We start from the raw sequence: 19,932 nt of genomic DNA, 5'->3' as shown, positions 1-19,932 counted from the left end.
CCGCACCACCCCTGGAGGAGGCGTCCGGTACGCCGGACGCGCAGGGTTTCGAAGAGATTCATCAAGGAGATAACGTCATGTCCCGTATCGTCAACGTCGCCGCCGCGCAGCTCGGACCCATCCAGCGCGCCGATTCCCGTGCCGACGTGATGGAGCGCCTGCTCGCTCACCTGCACAACGCGCACGCGATGGGCTGCCATCTCGTCGTCTTCCCCGAACTGGCGCTCACGACCTTCTTCCCGCGCTGGTACATGGAAGATCCGGCCGAGATCGATGCCTTCTACGAGCGCGAAATGCCTGGCCCGCAAACGCAGGTGCTATTCGACACGGCCAGACGCCTGGGCATCGGGTTCTATCTCGGCTACGCCGAAATCGCGCTCGACGACGCCGGTTGTCCGCATCGCTTCAATACGTCGATCCTGGTCGGCGCCGACGGCGGCATCATCGGCAAGTATCGCAAGGTGCACCTGCCGGGCCATGCGGAGAACGAGCCGTGGCGCGCGTTCCAGCACCTGGAGAAGTACTACTTCGAACCGGGCGATGCGTTCGGCGTGTGGCGCGGCTTCGGCGGCGTGATGGGCATGGCCCTGTGCAATGACCGTCGCTGGTCGGAGACCTATCGCGTGATGGGCCTGCAGGGCGTGGAGATGATCCTGCTCGGCTATAACACGCCGGTTCACAATCCGCCCGCGCCGGAACACGACGATCTGTCGATGTTCCACAACCAGTTGGTCATGCAGGCCGGGGCGTACCAGAACGGCACGTGGGTGGTCGGTGTGGCCAAGGCGGGCAAGGAAGAGGGCTGCGAGATGATCGGCGGGAGCTGCATCATCGCGCCCTCGGGCGAAGTGGTGGCTGCCTGTTCGACCAAGGGCGACGAGCTGGCCATCGCGCGCTGCGACCTCGACCTGTGCAACTCGTACAAGAGCACGACCTTCAATTTTGCAAAGCACCGCCGTCCCGAGGCGTATCGCATGATCGTCGAACGGCGCGGCGCCGTGGTTCCGCAGGCGTGAGCGCCCGCGCCCAGGGCGCAGGACGCGCAGGCGTCTGACACGGAGGCGCGCGGCAGGCACCGCGACGTCTCCCGGTTCATCCCAACCCCCATCACAGCCATGCAGGCCGCGAGGCCCGCAGGGGAACGTGTTGCCCGAAGCTTATGCCGAAGTCTTCGTGCGCATCACGCCTGGCCAACAGTTCGTCACGATATTTTTCGCGCTGGAGCCTATGATGAAAAACGCACCGTCCCCTGCATCACTTGCGGGCAACTCGCCCGGCCAACCCATGCATGCCGATTCCCGTGTCCTGAGCGACGCCGCCGACAATGCCCTGTACCGCCGCGTCGCATGGCGGCTGGTGCCGTTCCTGATGCTCTGCTACGTCGCCGCGTTCCTTGACCGGGTCAACGTCGGCTTCGCCAAGCTGCAGATGCTCGACGATCTCGGCTTCTCCGAGACGGTGTACGGCCTCGGCGCCGGCATCTTCTTCATCGGCTACTTCCTGTTCGAAGTGCCGAGCAACGTGCTGATGCATCGCATCGGCGCCAAGAAGACCCTTGCACGCATCATGATCCTCTGGGGGCTCATTTCCGCGGCCATGGCTTTCACGCAGACGCCGACCCAGTTCTACGTGCTGCGCTTCCTGCTCGGCGCGGCCGAGGCGGGCTTCTATCCCGGCATCATCCTGTACCTCACGTACTGGTTTCCGTCGGCGCGTCGCGGCCAGATCGTGGCGATCTTCATGACTGCCGTGCCGTTCGCGGGCATTCTCGGCGGGCCGCTCTCGGGCTGGATCATGCAGTCGTTCCACATGGGCCATGGCTTTGCGGGCTGGCAGTGGATGTTCGTCATCGAGGCCGTGCCGTCGATGGTGCTGGGCGCCGCCGTGTTGTTCTACCTGGACGACCGCATTGCCGATGCACGTTGGCTCTCCGACGCGGAGAAAGCGCGCCTGGCGCACAACGTCGCCGCCGAGACGCGCGAGAAGACCGAACACGTGTCGCTGTGGAAGCTGCTGCAGGATCGTCGCGTGCTGCACATGGCGCTGATCTGCTACTGCACTGTGTCGAGCCTGTCGGGCCTGGCTTTCTGGATTCCCTCGGTGATCAAGTCGACCGGCGTGAAGTCTCTGCTCGAAATCGGTCTTCTGACCGCGGTGCCCAACGCGTGTGCGGTCGTGTCGATGGTGCTGGTTTGCCGTCATTCGGACAAGACGCGCGAGCGCCGCTGGCACATGGTGATTCCGTTCGTCGTGGGCGGCGTCGGGCTCATCCTGTCGACACTGTTCGGCCATAACCCGCCGGTCGCCGTGGCGATGCTCTCGGTGGCCGCGGCCGGTTGCATGGTCTGCTCGCCGCTCTTCTGGAGTCTGCCGACGGCCTTCCTCGAGGGGCGCAGTGCGGCCGCGGGCATTGCCGGCATCAACGCCTTCGCCGGACTGGCCGCCTTTGTCAGCCCGTACGTCATCGGCTGGATCAAGGACACGACCGGCTCGACGGATTGGGGTATGTACTTCCTTGCAAGCTTCGCGTTCATCGGTGCCATCCTGGTGTTGCGCGTGCCGGCCCGGCTGGTCAATCGCTGAGACGAAGGAGACGCTACGTCATGACGATCGATGTCATTGCGTTGACGCAGGAGATGGTGCGCACGCCGAGTTTCTCGGGTGACGAGGCAGGCATGGCGGCGCTGGTCGAAGCGCGTATGCGCGAGCTCGGCTTCGACGAGATCCATCGCGACGAGAACGGGTCGGTGCTCGGGCTGATTGGCCCGGCGGGCGCGGACGTCGCCGTGCTCTTCGACGGCCACATGGATGTGGTGCCGGTGGTCGGCGAATGGTCAGTCGCGCCGTTCGGCGGCGAAATCCGCGATGGACGCCTCTATGGGCGTGGCAGCACCGACATGAAGGGGGGCGTCGCGGCCGCCATGTGCGGCGCGGCGCAAGCCGCGGCGACGGGGCGACTCACCCGCCGGGTGGCGGTGTCGGCAAGCGTGATGGAAGAGGTGATCGAAGGCTTCGCGCTGGCGCCGGTGCTCGACCGATGCGCACCCGCCGCCGTGATCATCTGCGAGCCGTCGAAGCTCCAGATCAAGTCGGGGCAGAAGGGGCGCATGGAGATGCTTCTGACGTTCGAGGGCACGCCCGCACATGCGGCGTCGCCCGAGGTCGGCGTCAATCCGTTGCACGCGGCGGCCCGCGCCCTGATCGCCTTGCAGGATCTGTCGTTGCCCACGCATGCGTCGCTGGGCGACGCCCTGCTGGTGCCCACCGACATCGTCTCCACGCCGTACCCGTCGATATCGATGATACCGACGGCGACGACGATTCGTTTCGACCGCCGCACGCTCCCGGGCGAAACGTCGCAGGACGTGCTCTCGGCGATCGAGGCGCGCTTGCGCGCCGAGGGGCTGACGCGCTTCACGCTCGCGGTCACGGGCGACAAGGTGAGGACGTTCACGGGGTGCTGCGCGCGACCGTTCCGCTGGCTGCCTGCGTGGCAGATCGCCGATGACCATGCGCTGGTCTCGGCGGCCGGCCGCGCGGCGCAGGCGGCGGGGCGCGTGGCCACGCTCGGTACGTGGCGCTTTTGCACCAACGGATCGGAATCGGCCGGGCGACGCGGTATTCCCACCATCGGGCTCGGGCCGGGCAACGAAGAGGATGCGCACACCATCGACGAGTCGATCGCTCTGGAGCAACTCGAAGGGGCGCGCGACATCTACCGGGAGCTCGCGCTCGAACTGGCGACGGGGTGAGGTTGCGCTAATGTGTGACGTCGGTTCCACCGGCAGGCGGACCGGATTGTCGCCACGAACACAGGCTGAAACGAAAATGGCGCCGCAAACAGAACGTTCGCGGCGCCATTTGCATTGGCGAGGAGGTGGCAGCGGCCGACGCGGCGGCGTGGAACCCACGCCGCGCATCAGCCTCGTGCTCAGGCCTGCACCGTGTCGGCGACGGCCTTGAAGTCCTCGATCTGATCGAAGTTCATGTACTTGTAGATCTTGTCGCCATTGGTGTTGATCACGCCGATGTCGGCCATGTACTCTTCCTTGGACGGGATCTTGCCAAGACGCGAACAGATCGCCGCCAGCTCCGCCGAGCCGAGATACACATTCGTGTTCTTGCCCAGGCGGTTGGGGAAGTTGCGGGTCGAGGTCGACATGACGGTCGCGCCTTCGCGCACTTGTGCCTGGTTACCCATGCACAGCGAGCAGCCCGGCATTTCCGTGCGTGCACCGGCCGTGCCGAACACGCCGTAGTGACCTTCTTCCGTCAGTTGCTTCTGGTCCATCTTCGTCGGCGGCGCGACCCACAGCTTGACCGGAATGTCGCGCTTGCCTTCGAGCAGCTTTGACGCGGCGCGGAAGTGACCGATGTTGGTCATGCACGAGCCGATGAACACCTCGTCGATCTTGGCGCCGGCGACGTCGGACAGCGTCTTCACGTCGTCCGGGTCGTTCGGGCAGGCCACGATCGGCTCATGGATGTCGGCCAGATCGATTTCGATCACCGCAGCGTACTCGGCGTCGGCATCCGGCGAGAGCAGTTTCGGATCGGCCAGCCACTGCTCCATTGCCGTGATACGGCGTTGCAGGCTGCGCGGATCCTGGTAGCCCTGCGCGATCATCCACTTCAGCAGCGTGACGTTGCTGTTGAGGTACTCGATGATCGGCTCCTTGTTCAGATGCACCGTGCAACCGGCGGCCGAGCGCTCTGCCGAGGCGTCCGACAGCTCGAACGCTTGCTCGACCTTCAGGTCGGGCAGGCCTTCGATCTCGAGGATGCGGCCCGAGAAGATGTTCTTCTTGCCTTGCTTGGCAACGGTCAGAAGCCCCTGCTTGATGGCATACAGCGGAATCGCGTTGACGAGATCGCGCAGCGTAACGCCCGGCTGCATCTTGCCCTTGAAGCGCACCAGTACCGATTCCGGCATGTCCAGCGGCATGGTGCCGGTGGCGGCCGCGAAGGCGACCAGGCCCGAACCGGCCGGGAAGCTGATGCCGATCGGGAAGCGGGTGTGCGAGTCGCCGCCCGTGCCGACGGTGTCGGGCAGCAGCATACGGTTCAGCCACGAGTGAATCACGCCGTCGCCCGGGCGCAGCGCGATACCGCCGCGCGTGGCGATGAAGTTCGGCAGCGTCTGGTGCGTCTTCACGTCGACCGGCTTCGGATACGCGGCGGTGTGGCAGAACGACTGCATCACCAGGTCGGCCGAGAAGCCGAGGCACGCCAGATCCTTGAGTTCGTCGCGAGTCATCGGACCGGTGGTGTCCTGCGAGCCCACCGACGTCATCTTCGGCTCGCAATAGGTCCCCGGACGGACCCCTTGCCCTTCGGGCAGACCGCAGGCACGGCCGACCATCTTTTGCGCGAGCGAGAAGCCCTTGCCGCTATCGGCCGGTTGCTGCGCCAGACGGAACAGCGTGGACGGTGGCAGACCCAGCGCTTCGCGGGCCTTGGCCGTCAGGCCGCGACCGATGATCAGGGGAATACGGCCGCCGGCGCGCACTTCGTCGAACAGCACGTCGGACTTGACCTGGAATTCGGCGATCACTTCGCCGTTCTTCAGGGCCTTGCCCTCGTACGGACGCAGCTCGACCACATCGCCCATTTCCATCTTCGACACGTCGAGCTCGATCGGCAGCGCGCCGGCGTCTTCCATCGTGTTGTAGAAGATCGGAGCGATCTTGCTGCCCAGGCACACGCCGCCAAAGCGCTTGTTCGGAATGAACGGGATGTCCTGGCCCGTGAACCACAGCACCGAGTTGGTGGCGGACTTGCGCGAGGAACCCGTGCCGACCACGTCACCCACATAGGCGACGAGATGGCCCTTTTCCTTGAGCGATTCGATGAACTTGACCGGGCCGCGCTTGCCGTCTTCTTCCGGGGTGATGCCCGGACGCGCGTTCTTGAGCATGGCGAGCGCGTGCAGCGGGATGTCCGGGCGGGTCGTGGCGTCCGGGGCCGGCGAGAGGTCGTCGGTGTTGGTTTCGCCCGGCACCTTGAACACGGTGATGGTCAGGCTTTGCGGCACTTCCGGGCGGCTCGTGAACCACTCGGCGTCGGCCCAGCTTTGCAGCACGGCGCGGGCGTTGGCATTGCCCTTGTCGGCCAGCTCCTTCACGTCATGGAACTGATCGAACATCAGCAGGGTGTTCTTCAGCGCGTCGGCCGCGACCGTGCCGACTTCGGCATCGGACAGCAGTTCGATCAGCGGCTGGATGTTGTAGCCGCCCAGCATGGTGCCGAGCAGTTCGGTGGCGCGGGCGCGCGAGATGAGCGAGCAGGCGGTTTCGCCCTTGGCCACGGCGGCCAGGAAACCGGCCTTCACGCGGGCGGCTTCGTCCACGCCGGCGGGCACGCGATGGGTGATGAGATCAAGCAGCGTTTGCGCTTCGCCGGCCGGCGGATTGGTCAGCAGCTCGACCAGTTCAGCGGTCTGCTGCGCCGTCAGCGGCAAGGGGGGAATACCAAGCGCGGCGCGGGCGGCCACGTGAGCACGATAGTTTTCGAGCATGAGAAGACCTGCTGGTGGTGCGTTTCGGGGGAGGGTGTCAGACCTCCAAGGCTTTTTCCAATACTGCTTTTGCCCGAGATTTTAGTCCCTATGCCAGGTGCGGTCAAATGTCTTATGTCTTATATAAGAGTTGAGACTGTGGTGGAAGGCGCGATGAGCTTCGACAGAAACCGTTCGCATCGGGCGATCTCGGCCAGCGCCACGAATTCGTCGGGCTGATGGGCCTGTTCGATGCTGCCGGGGCCGCAGACCACCGTCGGGATGCCGGCGCGCTGGAAGAAGCCGGCCTCCGTGCCGTAGGAGACCTTGCGGGCGGCGGTGTCGCGCGTGAGGGCGTGCATCAACTGCACGAAGGGCGCCGACGCGGGCGCCTGCATCGACGGCGGGGCGGCGATCTTCGTGAACCGGATCGTGGCGTTCGGATGCACCCGTGCCATCTCCGGAATGAGGGTCTGCGCGGCGAACGCCTCGATCCGGGCGAACACGGCGTCGGCGTCGACACCGGGCAGATTCCGGTATTCGAAGACAAATTCGCACGCGGCGGGAATCGTGTTCAGGGCGATCCCCCCTGAGATCGTGCCGGTCTGCGCCGTGCTGAACGGGACATCGAAACCGTCGTCGTAGGGACCGTTGGCCGCAAAGGCGTCCGCAACATCGCGAATGTGGCAAATCAGTCGCGCCGCATACTCGATGGCGTTGACTCCGCGCGGTGTGAGCGAGGAGTGCGCCGCATGCCCGTGAACGCAGCAACGGTAGATATTGATGCCCTTGTGCGCGACGATCACGCGCATGCCGGTCGGCTCGCCCACCACGCAGCCTTGCGGCCGGATATTGCGGCGCGCCATGGCGGCGAGCATGGGCGAGACGCCGAGGCACCCGACCTCCTCGTCGTACGAGAAGGCGAGATGGACCGGCACCCCGGGTGGCGTTGCGCACCACGCCGGCACCCGACTCATGACGGTGCCGATGAAGCCCTTCATGTCGCACGCCCCGCGCCCGTAAAGGCGACCGTTTCGCACTGTCGGCGAGAACGGCGGGCTGTGCCAGTCCTGGCCGTCGACCGGTACCACGTCGGTATGCCCGGACAGTACGATGCCGCCTTGCGTGCGGCCGTCGCTCGCCGGCAGGGTGGCGAAGAGGTTGGCCTTGGCGCCGCTCGCGTCGTAGTCGAGCCAGGCATGCACCCCGTGGGATCGGAGGTCGTCGCGAACCGCTTCGATCAGGCCGAGATTGGACTGGCGGCTTGTCGTATCGATCGCGATCAGGCGCGAGATCCATTCGATGGCGGCGCTCGACGCCGGTTGCCCGGGCTCGTCGCGACATGAGGCGGCGACGGTGTCGTTGTCGGTGGACGGGGGGATGGGTTTGGACGATGCCATGGGGAGTTCCTGTCGCGGGCGTCAGATCAATGCCGAGTGCGCCGTCTCGCGCGAGAGCCGCGATGCGACGAGGCTTGCGAGCGCCCCGGCGGCGATGTACCAGGTAAGCGAGAGCACGTTGCCCGTGGTCCCGATGAGCCATGTCGCGACGAACGGGGCGAAGCCGCCGAAGATCGTGACGGACACGTTGTAACTCAGCGAGATGGAAGTGGTGCGCACCGCGGCCGGATACAGCTCGACCTGCCAGGCCGGGGCGGGTCCCGTCATCATCGCCATGAAGGTGGCGAGCAGGCACAGCGCACCGAGCACCGGCAGCGTGTGCGGATGAGCCGACATGAAGGCGAACAGCGGGTATGTGCCGACGAGAACGCACAGTGCGCCGGCGCTCATGAGCGGACGACGGCCCCACCGATCGGATAGTCGCCCCATCACCGGTGACAGGACCATGAAGCAGGCGATCTGCAGGCTCACGGCGGCCAGCGCCTCGCTCGCGGGCAGTCCCAGCGTGCGCGTCAGGTAGATGGGCATGTACAACAGGTAGAGATAGTTGGTGACGGTCCAGCCGATCGTGAAGAGGCTGCCGATGCCAAGGGCGCGGCGCTGCTCACGCAGTGCGGTGCGAATGGGCGATGACGGAGACGTCCCGGCTTGCGCGCCGCCGCGCGGCGGCTCGTCGACGTTGCGCCGCAGCCAGAAGCCGAAGGTGCCGATGACGACCGCGCCCAGCACGAACGGCACGCGCCATCCCCAGTCATTCAGGGCCTGTGTCGACATGAACCAGGTCATGACGCCAGCGGTGAGCGAGCCCAGCAGCAGCGCGACGGCAAGGCTGGCCTGCTGCCAACTGCCGTACAGGCCGCGACGATGCGCAGGTGCGTATTCGACGATGAAGCTCGTGGCGCCGCCCCATTCGCCGCCGGACGCGAAGCCCTGCAATACGCGCGCGATCACGATCGATATCGAGGCATACACGCCCGCCGTGTCGAACGCGGGCGTGAGACCGATCATCGCCGTGCCGATCGCCATGAGCAGGATCACGACCAGCAGGGCGGCCTTGCGTCCCGCACGATCGCCGTACGCCCCGAGAACGGCGGCGCCCACCGGGCGCGCGACGAAACCCACGCCGAACGTGGCGATCGCGACGAGAAATGACGTCGATTCGCTGGCCGCCGGGAAAAAGTGATGGGCGATTTGTGGCGAGAAGTAGGCGTAGAGCACAAAGTCGTACCACTCGAGGATGTTGCCGAGCGAGGCGGCCACGACTGCGCGTCTGGCCTGTGTCTGTGTCGTGCGGCGGGTGCCTGTCGGACATGGCCTATCGGCGGCGCTACCCGGGATGTCGGTGACGGCGGCAGGAAGATGGGTGTCGGCCGGCGCGGCGGCGTGTGGCCAGTTGTCATGCGCTTGGGAAGGGTTCGAGTTCATGAGGCAACCTGATGAGTGGACAGGGAAGTACGCCCGTGAAGGGACAGGCCGCGTCCGAGGCTCGGACCGGCGCTGGCGACGACGGGAGGGGGAATGCGGCCGGCCTTGTGGCCGCTGGTGCGCGAACGCTTCCGCGGTGCTAGTGGCGCATCGAGCGGAATGCTTCCACGACCCGGTCGAGGTCGTCGTCGGACAGCGCGAGTGACGCCTGCAGCCGCAAACGGGCCTGCCCCTCGGGAACGACCGGGTACGAGAACGCTTGCGCCAGAATGCCGCGCTGCGCGAGCGCCGACGCGGCGGCCTGAGCACGTGCCGACGTTCCGAAGCGAACCGGCACGATCGGATGGTCGCCAGGGATGACATCGAAGCCTGCCGCTGTCAGGCGCTCGCGCAAATAGACGCTCATCGCTCGCAGGCGCGCGAAGTCGATCTGACCTTGTTCGATCAGGTCCAGGGCGCGAAGCGCGGCGGCGGCGATCGCGGGCATCAGGGCATTGGAGAACAGATAGGGGCGTCCGAACTGGCGCAGCGTATCGACCACGGCCTGCGGCCCCGCCACGAATCCGCCGGCCGCGCCACCCAGCGCCTTGCCGAGCGTGCCGACGAAAACGTCGACCGCGGCGGTCTGCGCCTGCGCCTGGGCGGTTCCGCGCCCCGTCTCGCCGATGACCCCAATGCCATGCGAGTCATCCACGACGAAGAGCGCCTGGCGCTCTCGACACAGCGCGGCCAGGGCCTGGAGCGGTGCCTGCGTGCCATCCATGGAGAACACGCCGTCGCTCACCAGCAGACGTGCGCGGGCGTCGTTCGCTTCGTCGAAGGCCCGCGCGGCGCTGTCGACATCGCGATGCGCGTAACGAAAGCGGGCGGCCCGGCTCAGGCGTATGCCGTCGATGATGCTCGCATGATTGAGCGCGTCGGAGAACACGGCGTCCTCATCGCTCAACAGCGCCTCGAAGAGCGCGCCGTTGGCGTCGAAAGCCGAAGGGAACAGCGCGCATGCCTCGGTGCCGAGAAAGTCGGCCAGCCGTTGCTCCAGTTCCCAATGCAGCGCATGCGTGCCGCTGATGAAGCGAACCGAGGCCATGCCCAGGCCGAAGCGCGAAATGGCTTCCGTCGCCGCCTCGACGATGCGGGCGTCGCCAGCCAACCCGAGGTAATTGTTGGCGCACAGATTGAGATACCCGCGTGGCGCCTCGGCGGCGCTCGTGTGCGCGGTGATGCGGCCGCCCTGCGGCGAGCCGATCGCGATCTCGCGCTTGAGGGCGTGCCGCTCGACGAGCGCTTGCCGGCGGGCTTCGAGACGGGAGCGCAGCGCCTCAGCGAACACGATCCGCCCCGTCGTAGTCGACCGCCAGCGTCCAGGCCGGATCGTCGTGCCAATCCCAGTAGGTGCGAAAGATCGTCCGGGTCAGCTCGCCCGGCATGCCATCGCCGACGGCGACGTCGTTCAGGCGCGTGACCGGCATGATGCCGCCTGCCGTCGACGTGATGAAGATCTCGTCGGCGTGACGCAGTTGTGCTTCGCTCACGTTGCCCGCGTGCACTTCGATGCCGAGTCGTTCGGCAATGTCGAACACCGTACGGCGGGTGATGCCATGCAGCACACCGCGCTCGGGCGTGTACAGGGCGCCTTCCTTGACCGCGAAGATGTTGAAGCCCGGGCCTTCGGCAACGTTGCCGTCCATGTCCTTGATGACGACGGTCTCCGCCCCGGCGTCGAACCCCTGGAATTGGGCGGTGACCAGATCGAGCCAGTGGTAGTTCTTGATCTGCGGGTCCACCGACTCCGGCGGGATCCGACGTACGGTATCGATCAGGTGCAGATGCAATCCTTCCTTGAGTTGCCGGGCGTTGGCCACCGAACCGTAGGGCACGGCGAACGCGACGAACTGGTTCGCGGCGTCGCGCGGGTCGCGGCTGAATGTCGGCGAGAGGCCGCGCGTGCACAGCATCTCGACGTACGCGTTGCGCAGCCCGGAGCGTCGGACGCACTCGACGAGGATGTCGCGCAGCGCGTCGTCGTCGTACGCCACTCGCAAGCGCAGCTTCTCGAGCGAGCGGCGGAATCTCGCGATATGCAAATCCAGCCGGAAGAACCTGCCATTCCAGACGTGCACGGTGTCGTAGGTCACGTCGGAGTGCAGCAACCCCCAGTCGAGCACGGAGATGCGTGCCTCGGACATGGGAAGGTATTGGCCGGCCATGAAGGCCGTGCCCGGGGGGTAGGTCAGACCGTCGATGCGGCCAACGTCGGGGCGGGTCATCACGTCTCTCACAGAGGTTGAGGAAAGTAGTCGACTTGTGCGGCGAAGGCCGCGCGGTGCGCCTCGAAGACCGTGCGGTGCACGACGGCGTTTTCGCCGACGGCGCGATCGAACGAGAGCTTGCCGTCGAGATGGTCGATCTCGTGTTGCAGCAGTTCGGATTCCGGGCGGCCGAGCGCCTGCCGGAGATGCCGCTCGCCGCGCATGTCCAGAAAGTCCACGGAGATCGACGCGAAGCGCGCCACCCGCACGAGCATGTCCGGAAAGCACATGCAGTCGTCCCAGAGCGTCATGCGTTCGCTGCTGGTCCACACGATCTGCGGATTGACGATGACGTCGGGCCATCCCGGCATGGCCAGTCCGATCATGCGTTTGCGAATGCCGATTTGCGGCGCGGCGATGGCGCGTCCGAAACCGTGTTCCGCCCGGAACGCCCGGATCGCCTCGCCCAGCGCGTTGGCTTCACGCACGACGACGGGGTCGTCCAGACGCGTGACCTCGGCGGCCACTTCGCGCAGGCCGGGCGATCCGACCCGGAGAATGTCGAGACTCATTTCGATACCTCGGTCAAAGCCATTTTCTTGCCTTCCTTGTAGGTGGAGATGGTGGCGGCCGGCTGGCGCAGATCGCCGCGCTCGTCAAATGCGATCTGCCCTGTGACACCGCTGAACGACACGTGGTGCAGCGCTTGCACGATCTTGTCGGGGTCCGTGGATTGCGCGGCGACGGCGGCGCGATAAATTGCGGTCATGGCGTCGTAGGCATAGGGGGCATAGAGCTGGACCGGCTCGCCGTACTTCTGGCGGAACTTCGCGGCGAACGCCGCGCCGCCCGGCATCTTGGCGAGGCTGCGTCCCCCGTCGGCACAGAAGAGATTGCCGTCGAGCGCGGCGCCCGCCAGCCGGATCATTTCAGCGGTGCAAAGTCCGTCGCCGCCGACCAGTGGCGCGGCAATCGAATATTGACGCATCTGCTTGAGCATCGGCCCGCCCTGTGCATCCATGCCGCCGAAGAAAATGGCATCCGGATTTTCACGTTTGACGCGGGTCAGCACGGCCGAGAAGTCGAATGCCTTGTCGGTGGAATACTCGCGCGCCACGATCTTCGCCCCGGCCTTCTCGGCCTGGCGGGCAAAGACTTCGGCGATGCCCTGTCCGTAGGCGGTACGGTCGTCGATGACGGCGATGCGCCGCGCACGCAACTGCGTGGCGACGTATTGCGAGAGGGCCTGCCCGAGGTAATCGTCGTTGGCCAGCATGCGGAACGTCGTGTCGAAACCGAGGCGCGTGAACTCTGGGTTGGTGGCCGACGGCGTGAGTTCGGCGATGTGCTGTTGGGCGTAGATACGCGCCACGGCGATGGAGGTACCGGAGTTCTGATGGCCGATCACGGCACTCACGCGGTTGTCGGCGAAGCGTTGGGCCACGGTGGTGGCGATGCGCGGGTCGGCGCCGTCGTCCTGCGCGTCGAGCGCGAACTGGACCGGCTTGCCGCCGATGACCGGATGCGTGGCATTGATCTCGTCCATTGCCAGGCGAATGCCGCGCTCGCTGTCCTTGCCGAAGTGCGCCTGAGCGCCTGTGAGTGCGCCGGCATAGCCGATGGTCACCACCGTTTGCGCGTGCACGCTCAGGGTGCAAAGCATGGCCGCGGCGGCGGCGGCAAGGGCTTTCGGGAACATGATTTTCTCCATGGAATCGATCGGGTGGCGATGCTACGATTCTAGGGACCGGTCGCGAAATTCAATATTCGCGCGGATCATGTTTGCTTAACCGGATTTCTTTTTTCAGGGTGTTTGCGAAATATGAGTCAGAACCCCGCCACGCCACTCGACGAATACGACCTGCGTATTCTTTCTCTGCTGCAAGTCGATAACCAGATCAGCAACCAGGCGCTGGCCGCCGAGGTGAATCTGAGTCCGCCAGCCTGCCTGAGGCGGGTGAGGCGGCTGCGCGAAGAGAAGTACATCCAGAAGGACATCTCGGTCGTGGATCCCAACAAGGTGGGGCTGCCTATCATGATGTGGGTGTTGGTCCAGGTCGAGCGCGAGCGGCTCGACCTGCTCGACGAGTTCAAGCGGTTCCTTCAGTCCGTGCCGGAAGTGATGCAGTGTTATGTCGTCACGGGGCGCGCGGATTTCGCGATGATGATCGCCGTGCGCGACATCGACCATTACGAAGCGTTTGCGACGCGCGTCTTTCGTCAGAATCCGAATATTCGGCACTTCGAGACAATGGTGGTGATGTCACGCGTGAAGTTCGGCATGTCGCTTCCGCTTGACGAGGCGCGCGAGTGAGCGGCACGTCGGGCCGTAACCGAACGTGTGCCGATCGCGGCCGGCGTGGGGTAGGCGTGGATTAGTACGATTTTCTGGATGATCCATCCAGACTCAAGTTGTTTATGCAAGTGCGCCGAGTGTCTACATTGGAGTCTCCCCTTCAGCAAGGAGCATTTCATGGCAGACCACGCAATTCAGGGCAAGGTGGTATTGATTGCCGGCGGCGCGAAGAATCTCGGCGGGCTGATCGCCCGCGATCTGGCACGGCACGGCGCCAGGGCCATTGCGATCCATTACAACAGCGCGGCGAGCGCGGCGTCGGCACAGGAGACGGTTGCCGAGGTCGAAGCCCTGGGGGCCAGGGCGGTGGCGTTTCAGGCGGATTTGAGTGCGGCTTCGGCCGTCGAGACCCTGTTTCGCGATGCCACCGATGCGGTCGGACGGCCGGATATCGCCATCAACACGGTGGGCAAGGTGCTCAAGAAGCCCCTCGTCGAGATCACCGAAGCGGAATACGACGAGATGAGCGCGGTCAACGCGAAGGCCGCCTTTTTCTTCCTGAAGGAAGCGGGCAAGCATGTAAACGATCATGGCAAGATCGTCACGTTGGTGACCTCGCTGCTCGGCGCATTCACGCCGTTCTATGCGTCGTACGCCGGAACCAAGGCGCCGGTGGAGCATTTCACCCGCGCGGCGGCCAAGGAGTTCGGTGCGCGCGGCATTTCGGTGACTGCCGTGGGACCGGGGCCGATGGACACGCCGTTCTTCTACCCCGCCGAGGGCGAGGATGCCGTGGCGTATCACAAGACGGCGGCCGCGTTGTCACCGTTCAGCAAGACAGGACTGACCGACATCGAGGACGTCGTGCCGTTCATTCGCCACCTGGTAAGCGATGGATGGTGGATCACCGGTCAGACGATCCTCATCAACGGCGGCTACACGACCAAGTGAGTGCGCGCCCGGTCCGTGATCGCGGGACCCACACGACGGCGGCGCGAACTGACGTTCGGGCACGAGCCGTCGTGCCGGCGCTCATTCGGGGTCGGGGCGGATCGATTGGGGCGTGATAAAAGGCGGACATGGATAGATTCGATCGATACCGGATCTTCGTGAAAGTGGCGGAGATGGGCAGCTTCATCAAGGCGGCGCACGCATTGGAGGTGCCGCGCGCGTCCGTGTCCGCCGCGATTGCGCAGTTGGAGGCGCAGGTCGGCACACGCGTGCTGCATCGAACCACTCGGCGGGTCACGCTCACCGCCGACGGCACGCAACTGCTCGAGCGCGTACGGGGATTGCTGGCCGACGCCGAGGAAATCGACCTGTTGTTTCACGCCAGCCAGCGCCAGGTATCCGGCCAGTTGCAGATCGACGTTCCCAGCCGGATCGCGCGTCGGCTCATCGCGCCGGCGCTGCCGACGCTGCTGCGCCGGCATCCGCGCCTGCGCCTGATGCTGCGATCGAGCGATCGTGCCGTCGATCTGGTCCAGGAGGGCGTGGACTGTGCGGTACGCGTGGGCCTGTTGCACGACAGCAGTCTGGTCGTGCGGGCGCTGGGCGCGATTTCGCTGATCAACTGTGCAAGTCCCGGCTATCTCGAGGAATTCGGCACCCCCCGTCGCCCGGAGGACCTGCTCGCCGGGCATTGCGCCGTCGGGTACGCGTCGCCGACAACCGGGCGCGAGTTGCCGTGGGAGTATCGCGACGAAGGCGGCGTGGCGCGTGCCCTCGACGTTCCCAGTCAGGTGGTGACCAACAATGCCGAAAACTACATCGCATGTTGTCGCGCGGGCCTGGGGCTGATCCAGATTCCGCGTTTCGATGTGCAATATCTGCTTGATTCCGGCGAACTTGTCGAGGTCATGCCCGAAGCTCGCGCGGCGCCCATGCCGGTCTCGTTGCTTTACCCGCACCGCCGCCAACGCTCGCGGCGCCTGACCGTCTTTCTCGACTGGTTCGAGGCGCTGATGCAGCCGCATCTGGAGGCGTGACCTTCGCGCCCGTCAAGGGGGCGGCGAACCCGGGCGAGCGAGGGTGGCGAATTACCTTCCTTTGTATTACATTCGGTGTCCGATGCGCCCGTCTACGCGGTCGCGTCGTCCCAGCGCTCGACAATTTCAATTCGAACGGCATCTCAGAGCACTGGTGTTCGAGAACTGCCGTACTGCGGGGGAAAGGCCGAATCTTCTCGGTCGCCGGTCGCCATGCACGGCGCAAAACGAGAGGATATCCGTGGTCTCACGCAAACCCAGGCGCGTATCGCGCCGTGTCAAATCCGCCCAGCCTCCGTCCGCGACGCCCGCGCTGCACGACGTTCGCCATCCATTGTCGCGGCCGACGCGGCATGCCATGGGGGCACGAATTGTTCGCACTGCAACCAGTACGGCGGTCGCACTGGCGCTCGCGGGCACCGCGCCGTCCCTATGGGCCGCCGGGACTTGTACCGTCAGCGACATCAGCGGCTGTGGTGCGGCGGGCGGCGACGGAGCCTCGGGACGCGGCGGACCGGGCGGCGCGGGCAATGGCCAGGGGGGCGGTTCGAGTACGATTGATTCGAACAGCGTGACGGTACAGGTCCCCGGAGGCTGGGCGCCACAGGGGACGGGCGGCACGGGGGCTTCCGGCGACGGCGGCACGTCTTCGGGCGGAGCGCCTGCACAGGTCGTCTTCTCCAGCGGCTTTGTGGTCAACGGGCCGGTTGTCGGCCCTGGAGGCCTCGCCGGGGCCGATGGCACCAATTTTGCATCCGGCGGGAACGGCGGCGGCGCAGGACTCTATTACCTGGGTGACGACATCACCGTCTCGTCGGCGGGCGCGATCGTCGGCGGCGCGGGTGGTCAGGGCGGCAACGCCTCGGCAGGCGTCGGCAACGGCGGCGGCGGCGGTGGCGGCGGGGCCGGGATGATCTCTGCCGGCGTCGTGACATCGATCAGCAATTCGGGGACGATTTCGGGCGGCGCTGGCGGTAACGGCGGCGCCGGCGGCTTCAGCGGCGGCGGTGGCGCTGGCGGGGATGGGATATTGTCGCTCCAGGGAAGCGCCAACATTTTCAATATCGGAACGATCTCGGGCGGTGCTGGAGGCGCTGCGGGTAGTGCCACGTTCGCTGGAGGCACGGCGGGTAGCGGCGGTATCGGCGTCAATCTCGCAGGAACACGCAACTCGGTCGCCAACATCGGGACGATCTCGGGCGGTGCCGGTCTGGTGGGCGGCGTTGGCGTGCGCACGCGCGGCATGGACATCATCACCAACGCTGGCGTCATCATGGGTGGGATGTCCAACGGCGGCGCGCCGCGAGCCGCGGCAATCGAGTTTGGCGGCCTGAACAACGGTCTGAACCTGCTGACCGGCTCGGCGATTCTCGGCGACCTGCTGTTCGATGCGGGTGCGAGCGCGACCATCAGCGCCAGCAATGCGGGGCTGACGTTGAACAATGCCGTCGTGCTCAGCGACGCGGCGTCGAATGTGATCTTCTCCACCGCGACGAACAGCCTGACGATGTCGGGCGTGGTCTCCGGCGCGGGCGCACTGACGCTCGGGGGGATCGCCTCGAAGGCGTTGACGCTCACGTCGGCCAACACTTACACCGGCGCCACCACGATCAACAGCGGCACGCTGGCCCTGTCGGGCAGCGGCAGTGTCGCCGCTTCGGCAGGGGTCACCGTCGTCGGCGTTGGCGGCGTGGGGGGCGTGTTCGACATTTCGGGCGTGAGCGCCGGTGCGTCGATCCAGGCGCTTTCCGGGGGGGGCGCCGTGCAGCTCGGCAGCCAGACGCTATCGCTCACGAACGCGGCTGGAACCTTCGACGGTGTCATCGGCGGCACCGGTGGCATACGTCTTGCCGGCGGCACACAGACGCTCACTGGCGTGAACACCTACTCGGGCGCCACCACGATCAACAACGGGGCGGTGCTGGCACTGAGCGGCGGCGCGAGCATCGCGTCGTCGAGCGGTGTGGCCAACAATGGCACGCTCGATATTTCCGCCACGACGAATGGTGCCTCGCTGACGGCCCTGACCGGGCCTGGCTCGGTCGCGCTCGGGGCGCGCACGCTGACGCTCACGAATGCGTCGGGTGTATTCTCCGGCGCGATCGGCGGCACGGGCGGATTGACGCTGAACGGTGGCACGCAGACGCTGGCCGGCGTCAACAGCTACACCGGCGCGACCACGATCAACGGCGGCACGCTGGCACTGGCGGCGGGCGGACAGTTGTCGTCGGCCACGACCCTCTCCCTGGTCGGCAGCGGCGCGACATTCGATGCGTCCGGCGCGGGCGCGCAGACGCTCTCCGGCCTGTCCGGAGGGGCAGGCACAAGCATTGCCATTGGCACGAGCACCCTGACGCTCGATACGGTCACCAACACAACGTATGCCGGCGCACTCACCGGCAGCGGCGCCTTCGTCAAACAGGGCGCGGGCATGCTAGTGCTCAATGGCGCGAGCAATGGATTCACCGGGGCGACCACCGTGGGTGCGGGCACGCTCGAGGTCGGTGATGCCGCTCACGAGAGCGCGGTACTGGGCGGCAACGTGGCAGTCGGTTCGCAGGGCACACTGCGCGGTCACGGCACGATTCTGGGCAGCGTGACCAACGGCGGGATCGTGGCGCCGGGCGGTTCCATCGGTACGCTGAGTGTTGGCGGCAACTACACGCAGGCGTCGAGCGCGACGCTGGCCATCGAGGTGAGTCCGACAGCGGCGTCGTTGCTCAAGGTGTCGGGCAGCGCGACGTTGAATGGCGTGCTCGCCATCACGTACGATCCGGGAACCTACCGGTCGACGCGCTACACCGTGCTGAGCGCCGCGAACGGTGTGAGCGGACGCTTCTCTTCGGTAACCGAAGCGTTGTCCGCCGGTGCCGACCTCGGCAATCTGCGCTCCGCCCTGAGCTACGGCGCGAACGACGTGACGCTCGCGCTCAACGCGCCGGGGACCGCGGACCCCGGGGCCGTCGATCCGTCAGGAGGCGTTGTCATCGCGCCGAAGAACACCAGCATTTTCACGGCCTTGGGGACCGCTTCGCTGATGAACGCCCAGTCGGCGACGGCGGCGGTGCTCGACCAGGCCACGCGCCGCACTGTGGAGACGGGATTGGCCACCGGTGATGCGGCATCTGGCGGCCCTTCGGTCTGGGCGAGTGCGACGGGACTTCACGGCCGTCTGTCCGGTTCCGACGGTCAGCCCGGTTTTCAGGAGAACCGTTACGGCTTCCTTGCGGGCGCGCACAAGCGCGTGGAGCGCAACACGTTCGGGCTGGCTGGCGGCTATTCGCACGCCGATCTCTCGGAGACCGGCACGGCGAACTCGGGCACGATCGACACGCTACGGCTGGCCGCGTACGCCAGTCGCGAAATGGGGCCGATCGACGTTGCGGCAACGGTAGGCTACGGGCTCGATTTCCTGTCGCAAAAGCGCCCCTTCGCAGGCATCGGAACCGCGCAAGGGGACCATGTCGGACAGGAGTTCACGGCGGCGGCGCAGGTGAGCGCGCCGATGTCGATTGCCGGGATAGTCGTCACGCCGCGCGCCGGCCTGCGCTACGCCTATTTTCATGCGAACGGTTTCGACGAAAGCGATGCGGGCGGGCAGAATCTGCGCGTGGGCACGGACAATACCCGCAGCCTTCAGCCGTTCGTTGGCGTGACGCTCGACAAGGCGTTCGGAGATGCGCTGCGGCCGATGCACGTGCAGGTTCGCGCGGCGTATGCACATGAGTTGCTCGATGCCGGTCGGGCGATTACCGTGGCGTCGCAGGACGGCACGATCTTCGTCGCACCGGGCACGCATCTGGCGCGCGGCTATCTGACGCTCGGCGCCAGCTTCGGTGTAACGCTCGCCAGACACCTGGACGTCTCGCTCGCGTACGACGCCCTCGTCAACACCGCACGGGCGTCAGCGCAGGCGGGAAGCCTGAAGGTGACCTACCGGTTCTGATCGCAAGCGGTCGATCAAGGGGCGGCGAACCGACGTCAGGCGCCGCCCCAGTTTCGCCGCGCGGAGCGACAGACTCTCCAGCGTCGGCGGGAAGATCGGGCAACGTCGTTCTCACGACGCGCACCGCCCGAA

The 19,932-nt window shown here is 66.1% G+C and carries 14 protein-coding genes; 7 read left to right on the top strand and 7 right to left on the bottom strand.

Features of this window, described 5'->3' with window-relative positions; genetic code table 11:
- Positions 1-77 precede the first annotated feature (77 nt).
- From W930_RS0108630 to W930_RS0108620, 3 genes are all read left to right on the top strand, one after another.
- The gene (locus W930_RS0108630; protein ID WP_023595402.1) at positions 78-1,016 is read left to right on the top strand and encodes an N-carbamoyl-D-amino-acid hydrolase; all 939 of its coding nucleotides are present in this window, start codon (positions 78-80) and stop codon (positions 1,014-1,016) included.
- A gap of 268 nt (positions 1,017-1,284) precedes the next feature.
- On the top strand, positions 1,285-2,583 hold the full coding sequence (locus W930_RS0108625) for an MFS transporter (protein WP_028730917.1): 1,299 nt from the start codon (positions 1,285-1,287) through the stop codon (positions 2,581-2,583).
- 20 nt (positions 2,584-2,603) lie between these two features.
- A complete protein-coding gene (locus W930_RS0108620; protein WP_024788613.1) occupies positions 2,604-3,752 on the top strand; it encodes a YgeY family selenium metabolism-linked hydrolase in 1,149 nt (382 codons plus the stop codon).
- Positions 3,753-3,931: 179 nt separating this feature from the next.
- Here W930_RS0108620 and acnB read toward each other — a convergent pair whose 3' ends face one another.
- From acnB to W930_RS0108585, 7 genes are all read right to left on the bottom strand, one after another.
- The gene (acnB, locus tag W930_RS0108615; RefSeq protein ID WP_023871669.1) at positions 3,932-6,517 is read right to left on the bottom strand and encodes a bifunctional aconitate hydratase 2/2-methylisocitrate dehydratase; all 2,586 of its coding nucleotides are present in this window, start codon (positions 6,515-6,517) and stop codon (positions 3,932-3,934) included.
- Between the two features lie 119 nt (positions 6,518-6,636).
- Positions 6,637-7,896 carry an acetylornithine deacetylase gene (gene argE / locus W930_RS0108610; protein WP_023871668.1) on the bottom strand — a complete coding sequence of 420 codons (1,260 nt, stop codon included), beginning with the start codon at positions 7,894-7,896 and terminating at the stop codon, positions 6,637-6,639.
- Positions 7,897-7,917: 21 nt separating this feature from the next.
- A complete protein-coding gene (locus tag W930_RS26685) occupies positions 7,918-9,321 on the bottom strand; it encodes an MFS transporter (RefSeq protein ID WP_023871667.1) in 1,404 nt (467 codons plus the stop codon).
- 139 nt (positions 9,322-9,460) lie between these two features.
- Positions 9,461-10,651 carry a glycine C-acetyltransferase gene (locus tag W930_RS0108600; RefSeq protein WP_023871666.1) on the bottom strand — a complete coding sequence of 397 codons (1,191 nt, stop codon included), beginning with the start codon at positions 10,649-10,651 and terminating at the stop codon, positions 9,461-9,463.
- Positions 10,641-11,588: an aminotransferase class IV gene (locus W930_RS30795; RefSeq protein WP_023871665.1), complete on the bottom strand. Its 948-nt coding sequence runs from the start codon at positions 11,586-11,588 to the stop codon at positions 10,641-10,643. The genes W930_RS0108600 and W930_RS30795 overlap by 11 nt, the downstream gene beginning before the upstream one ends.
- 8 nt (positions 11,589-11,596) lie before the next feature.
- Positions 11,597-12,142 carry a peptide deformylase gene (locus tag W930_RS30790; RefSeq protein ID WP_028730914.1) on the bottom strand — a complete coding sequence of 182 codons (546 nt, stop codon included), beginning with the start codon at positions 12,140-12,142 and terminating at the stop codon, positions 11,597-11,599.
- A complete protein-coding gene (locus tag W930_RS0108585) occupies positions 12,139-13,269 on the bottom strand; it encodes a branched-chain amino acid ABC transporter substrate-binding protein (RefSeq protein ID WP_023595409.1) in 1,131 nt (376 codons plus the stop codon). The genes W930_RS30790 and W930_RS0108585 overlap by 4 nt, the downstream gene beginning before the upstream one ends.
- 123 nt (positions 13,270-13,392) lie before the next feature.
- Here W930_RS0108585 and W930_RS0108580 point away from each other — a divergent pair, with 123 nt between their 5' ends.
- The 4 genes from W930_RS0108580 (at position 13,393) to W930_RS30780 (ending at position 19,800) form a co-directional block, all read left to right on the top strand.
- Positions 13,393-13,884, top strand: a complete 492-nt coding sequence (locus W930_RS0108580) for an Lrp/AsnC family transcriptional regulator (RefSeq protein WP_023595410.1) — start codon at positions 13,393-13,395, stop codon at positions 13,882-13,884.
- 159 nt (positions 13,885-14,043) lie between these two features.
- Entirely contained in the window at positions 14,044-14,817 is a 774-nt protein-coding gene (locus tag W930_RS0108575; protein WP_023595411.1) for an SDR family oxidoreductase, read from the top strand.
- A gap of 128 nt (positions 14,818-14,945) precedes the next feature.
- Entirely contained in the window at positions 14,946-15,854 is a 909-nt protein-coding gene (locus tag W930_RS0108570) for a LysR family transcriptional regulator (RefSeq protein WP_023595412.1), read from the top strand.
- Between the two features lie 358 nt (positions 15,855-16,212).
- On the top strand, positions 16,213-19,800 hold the full coding sequence (locus tag W930_RS30780; protein WP_023871663.1) for an autotransporter domain-containing protein: 3,588 nt from the start codon (positions 16,213-16,215) through the stop codon (positions 19,798-19,800).
- Positions 19,801-19,932 lie beyond the last annotated feature (132 nt).

Source organism: Pandoraea sp. E26, assembly GCF_000681415.1.
GTDB classification, from domain to species: Bacteria; Pseudomonadota; Gammaproteobacteria; order Burkholderiales; family Burkholderiaceae; genus Pandoraea; species Pandoraea pnomenusa.
This window is presented reverse-complemented; position numbering and strand designations above follow the sequence as displayed.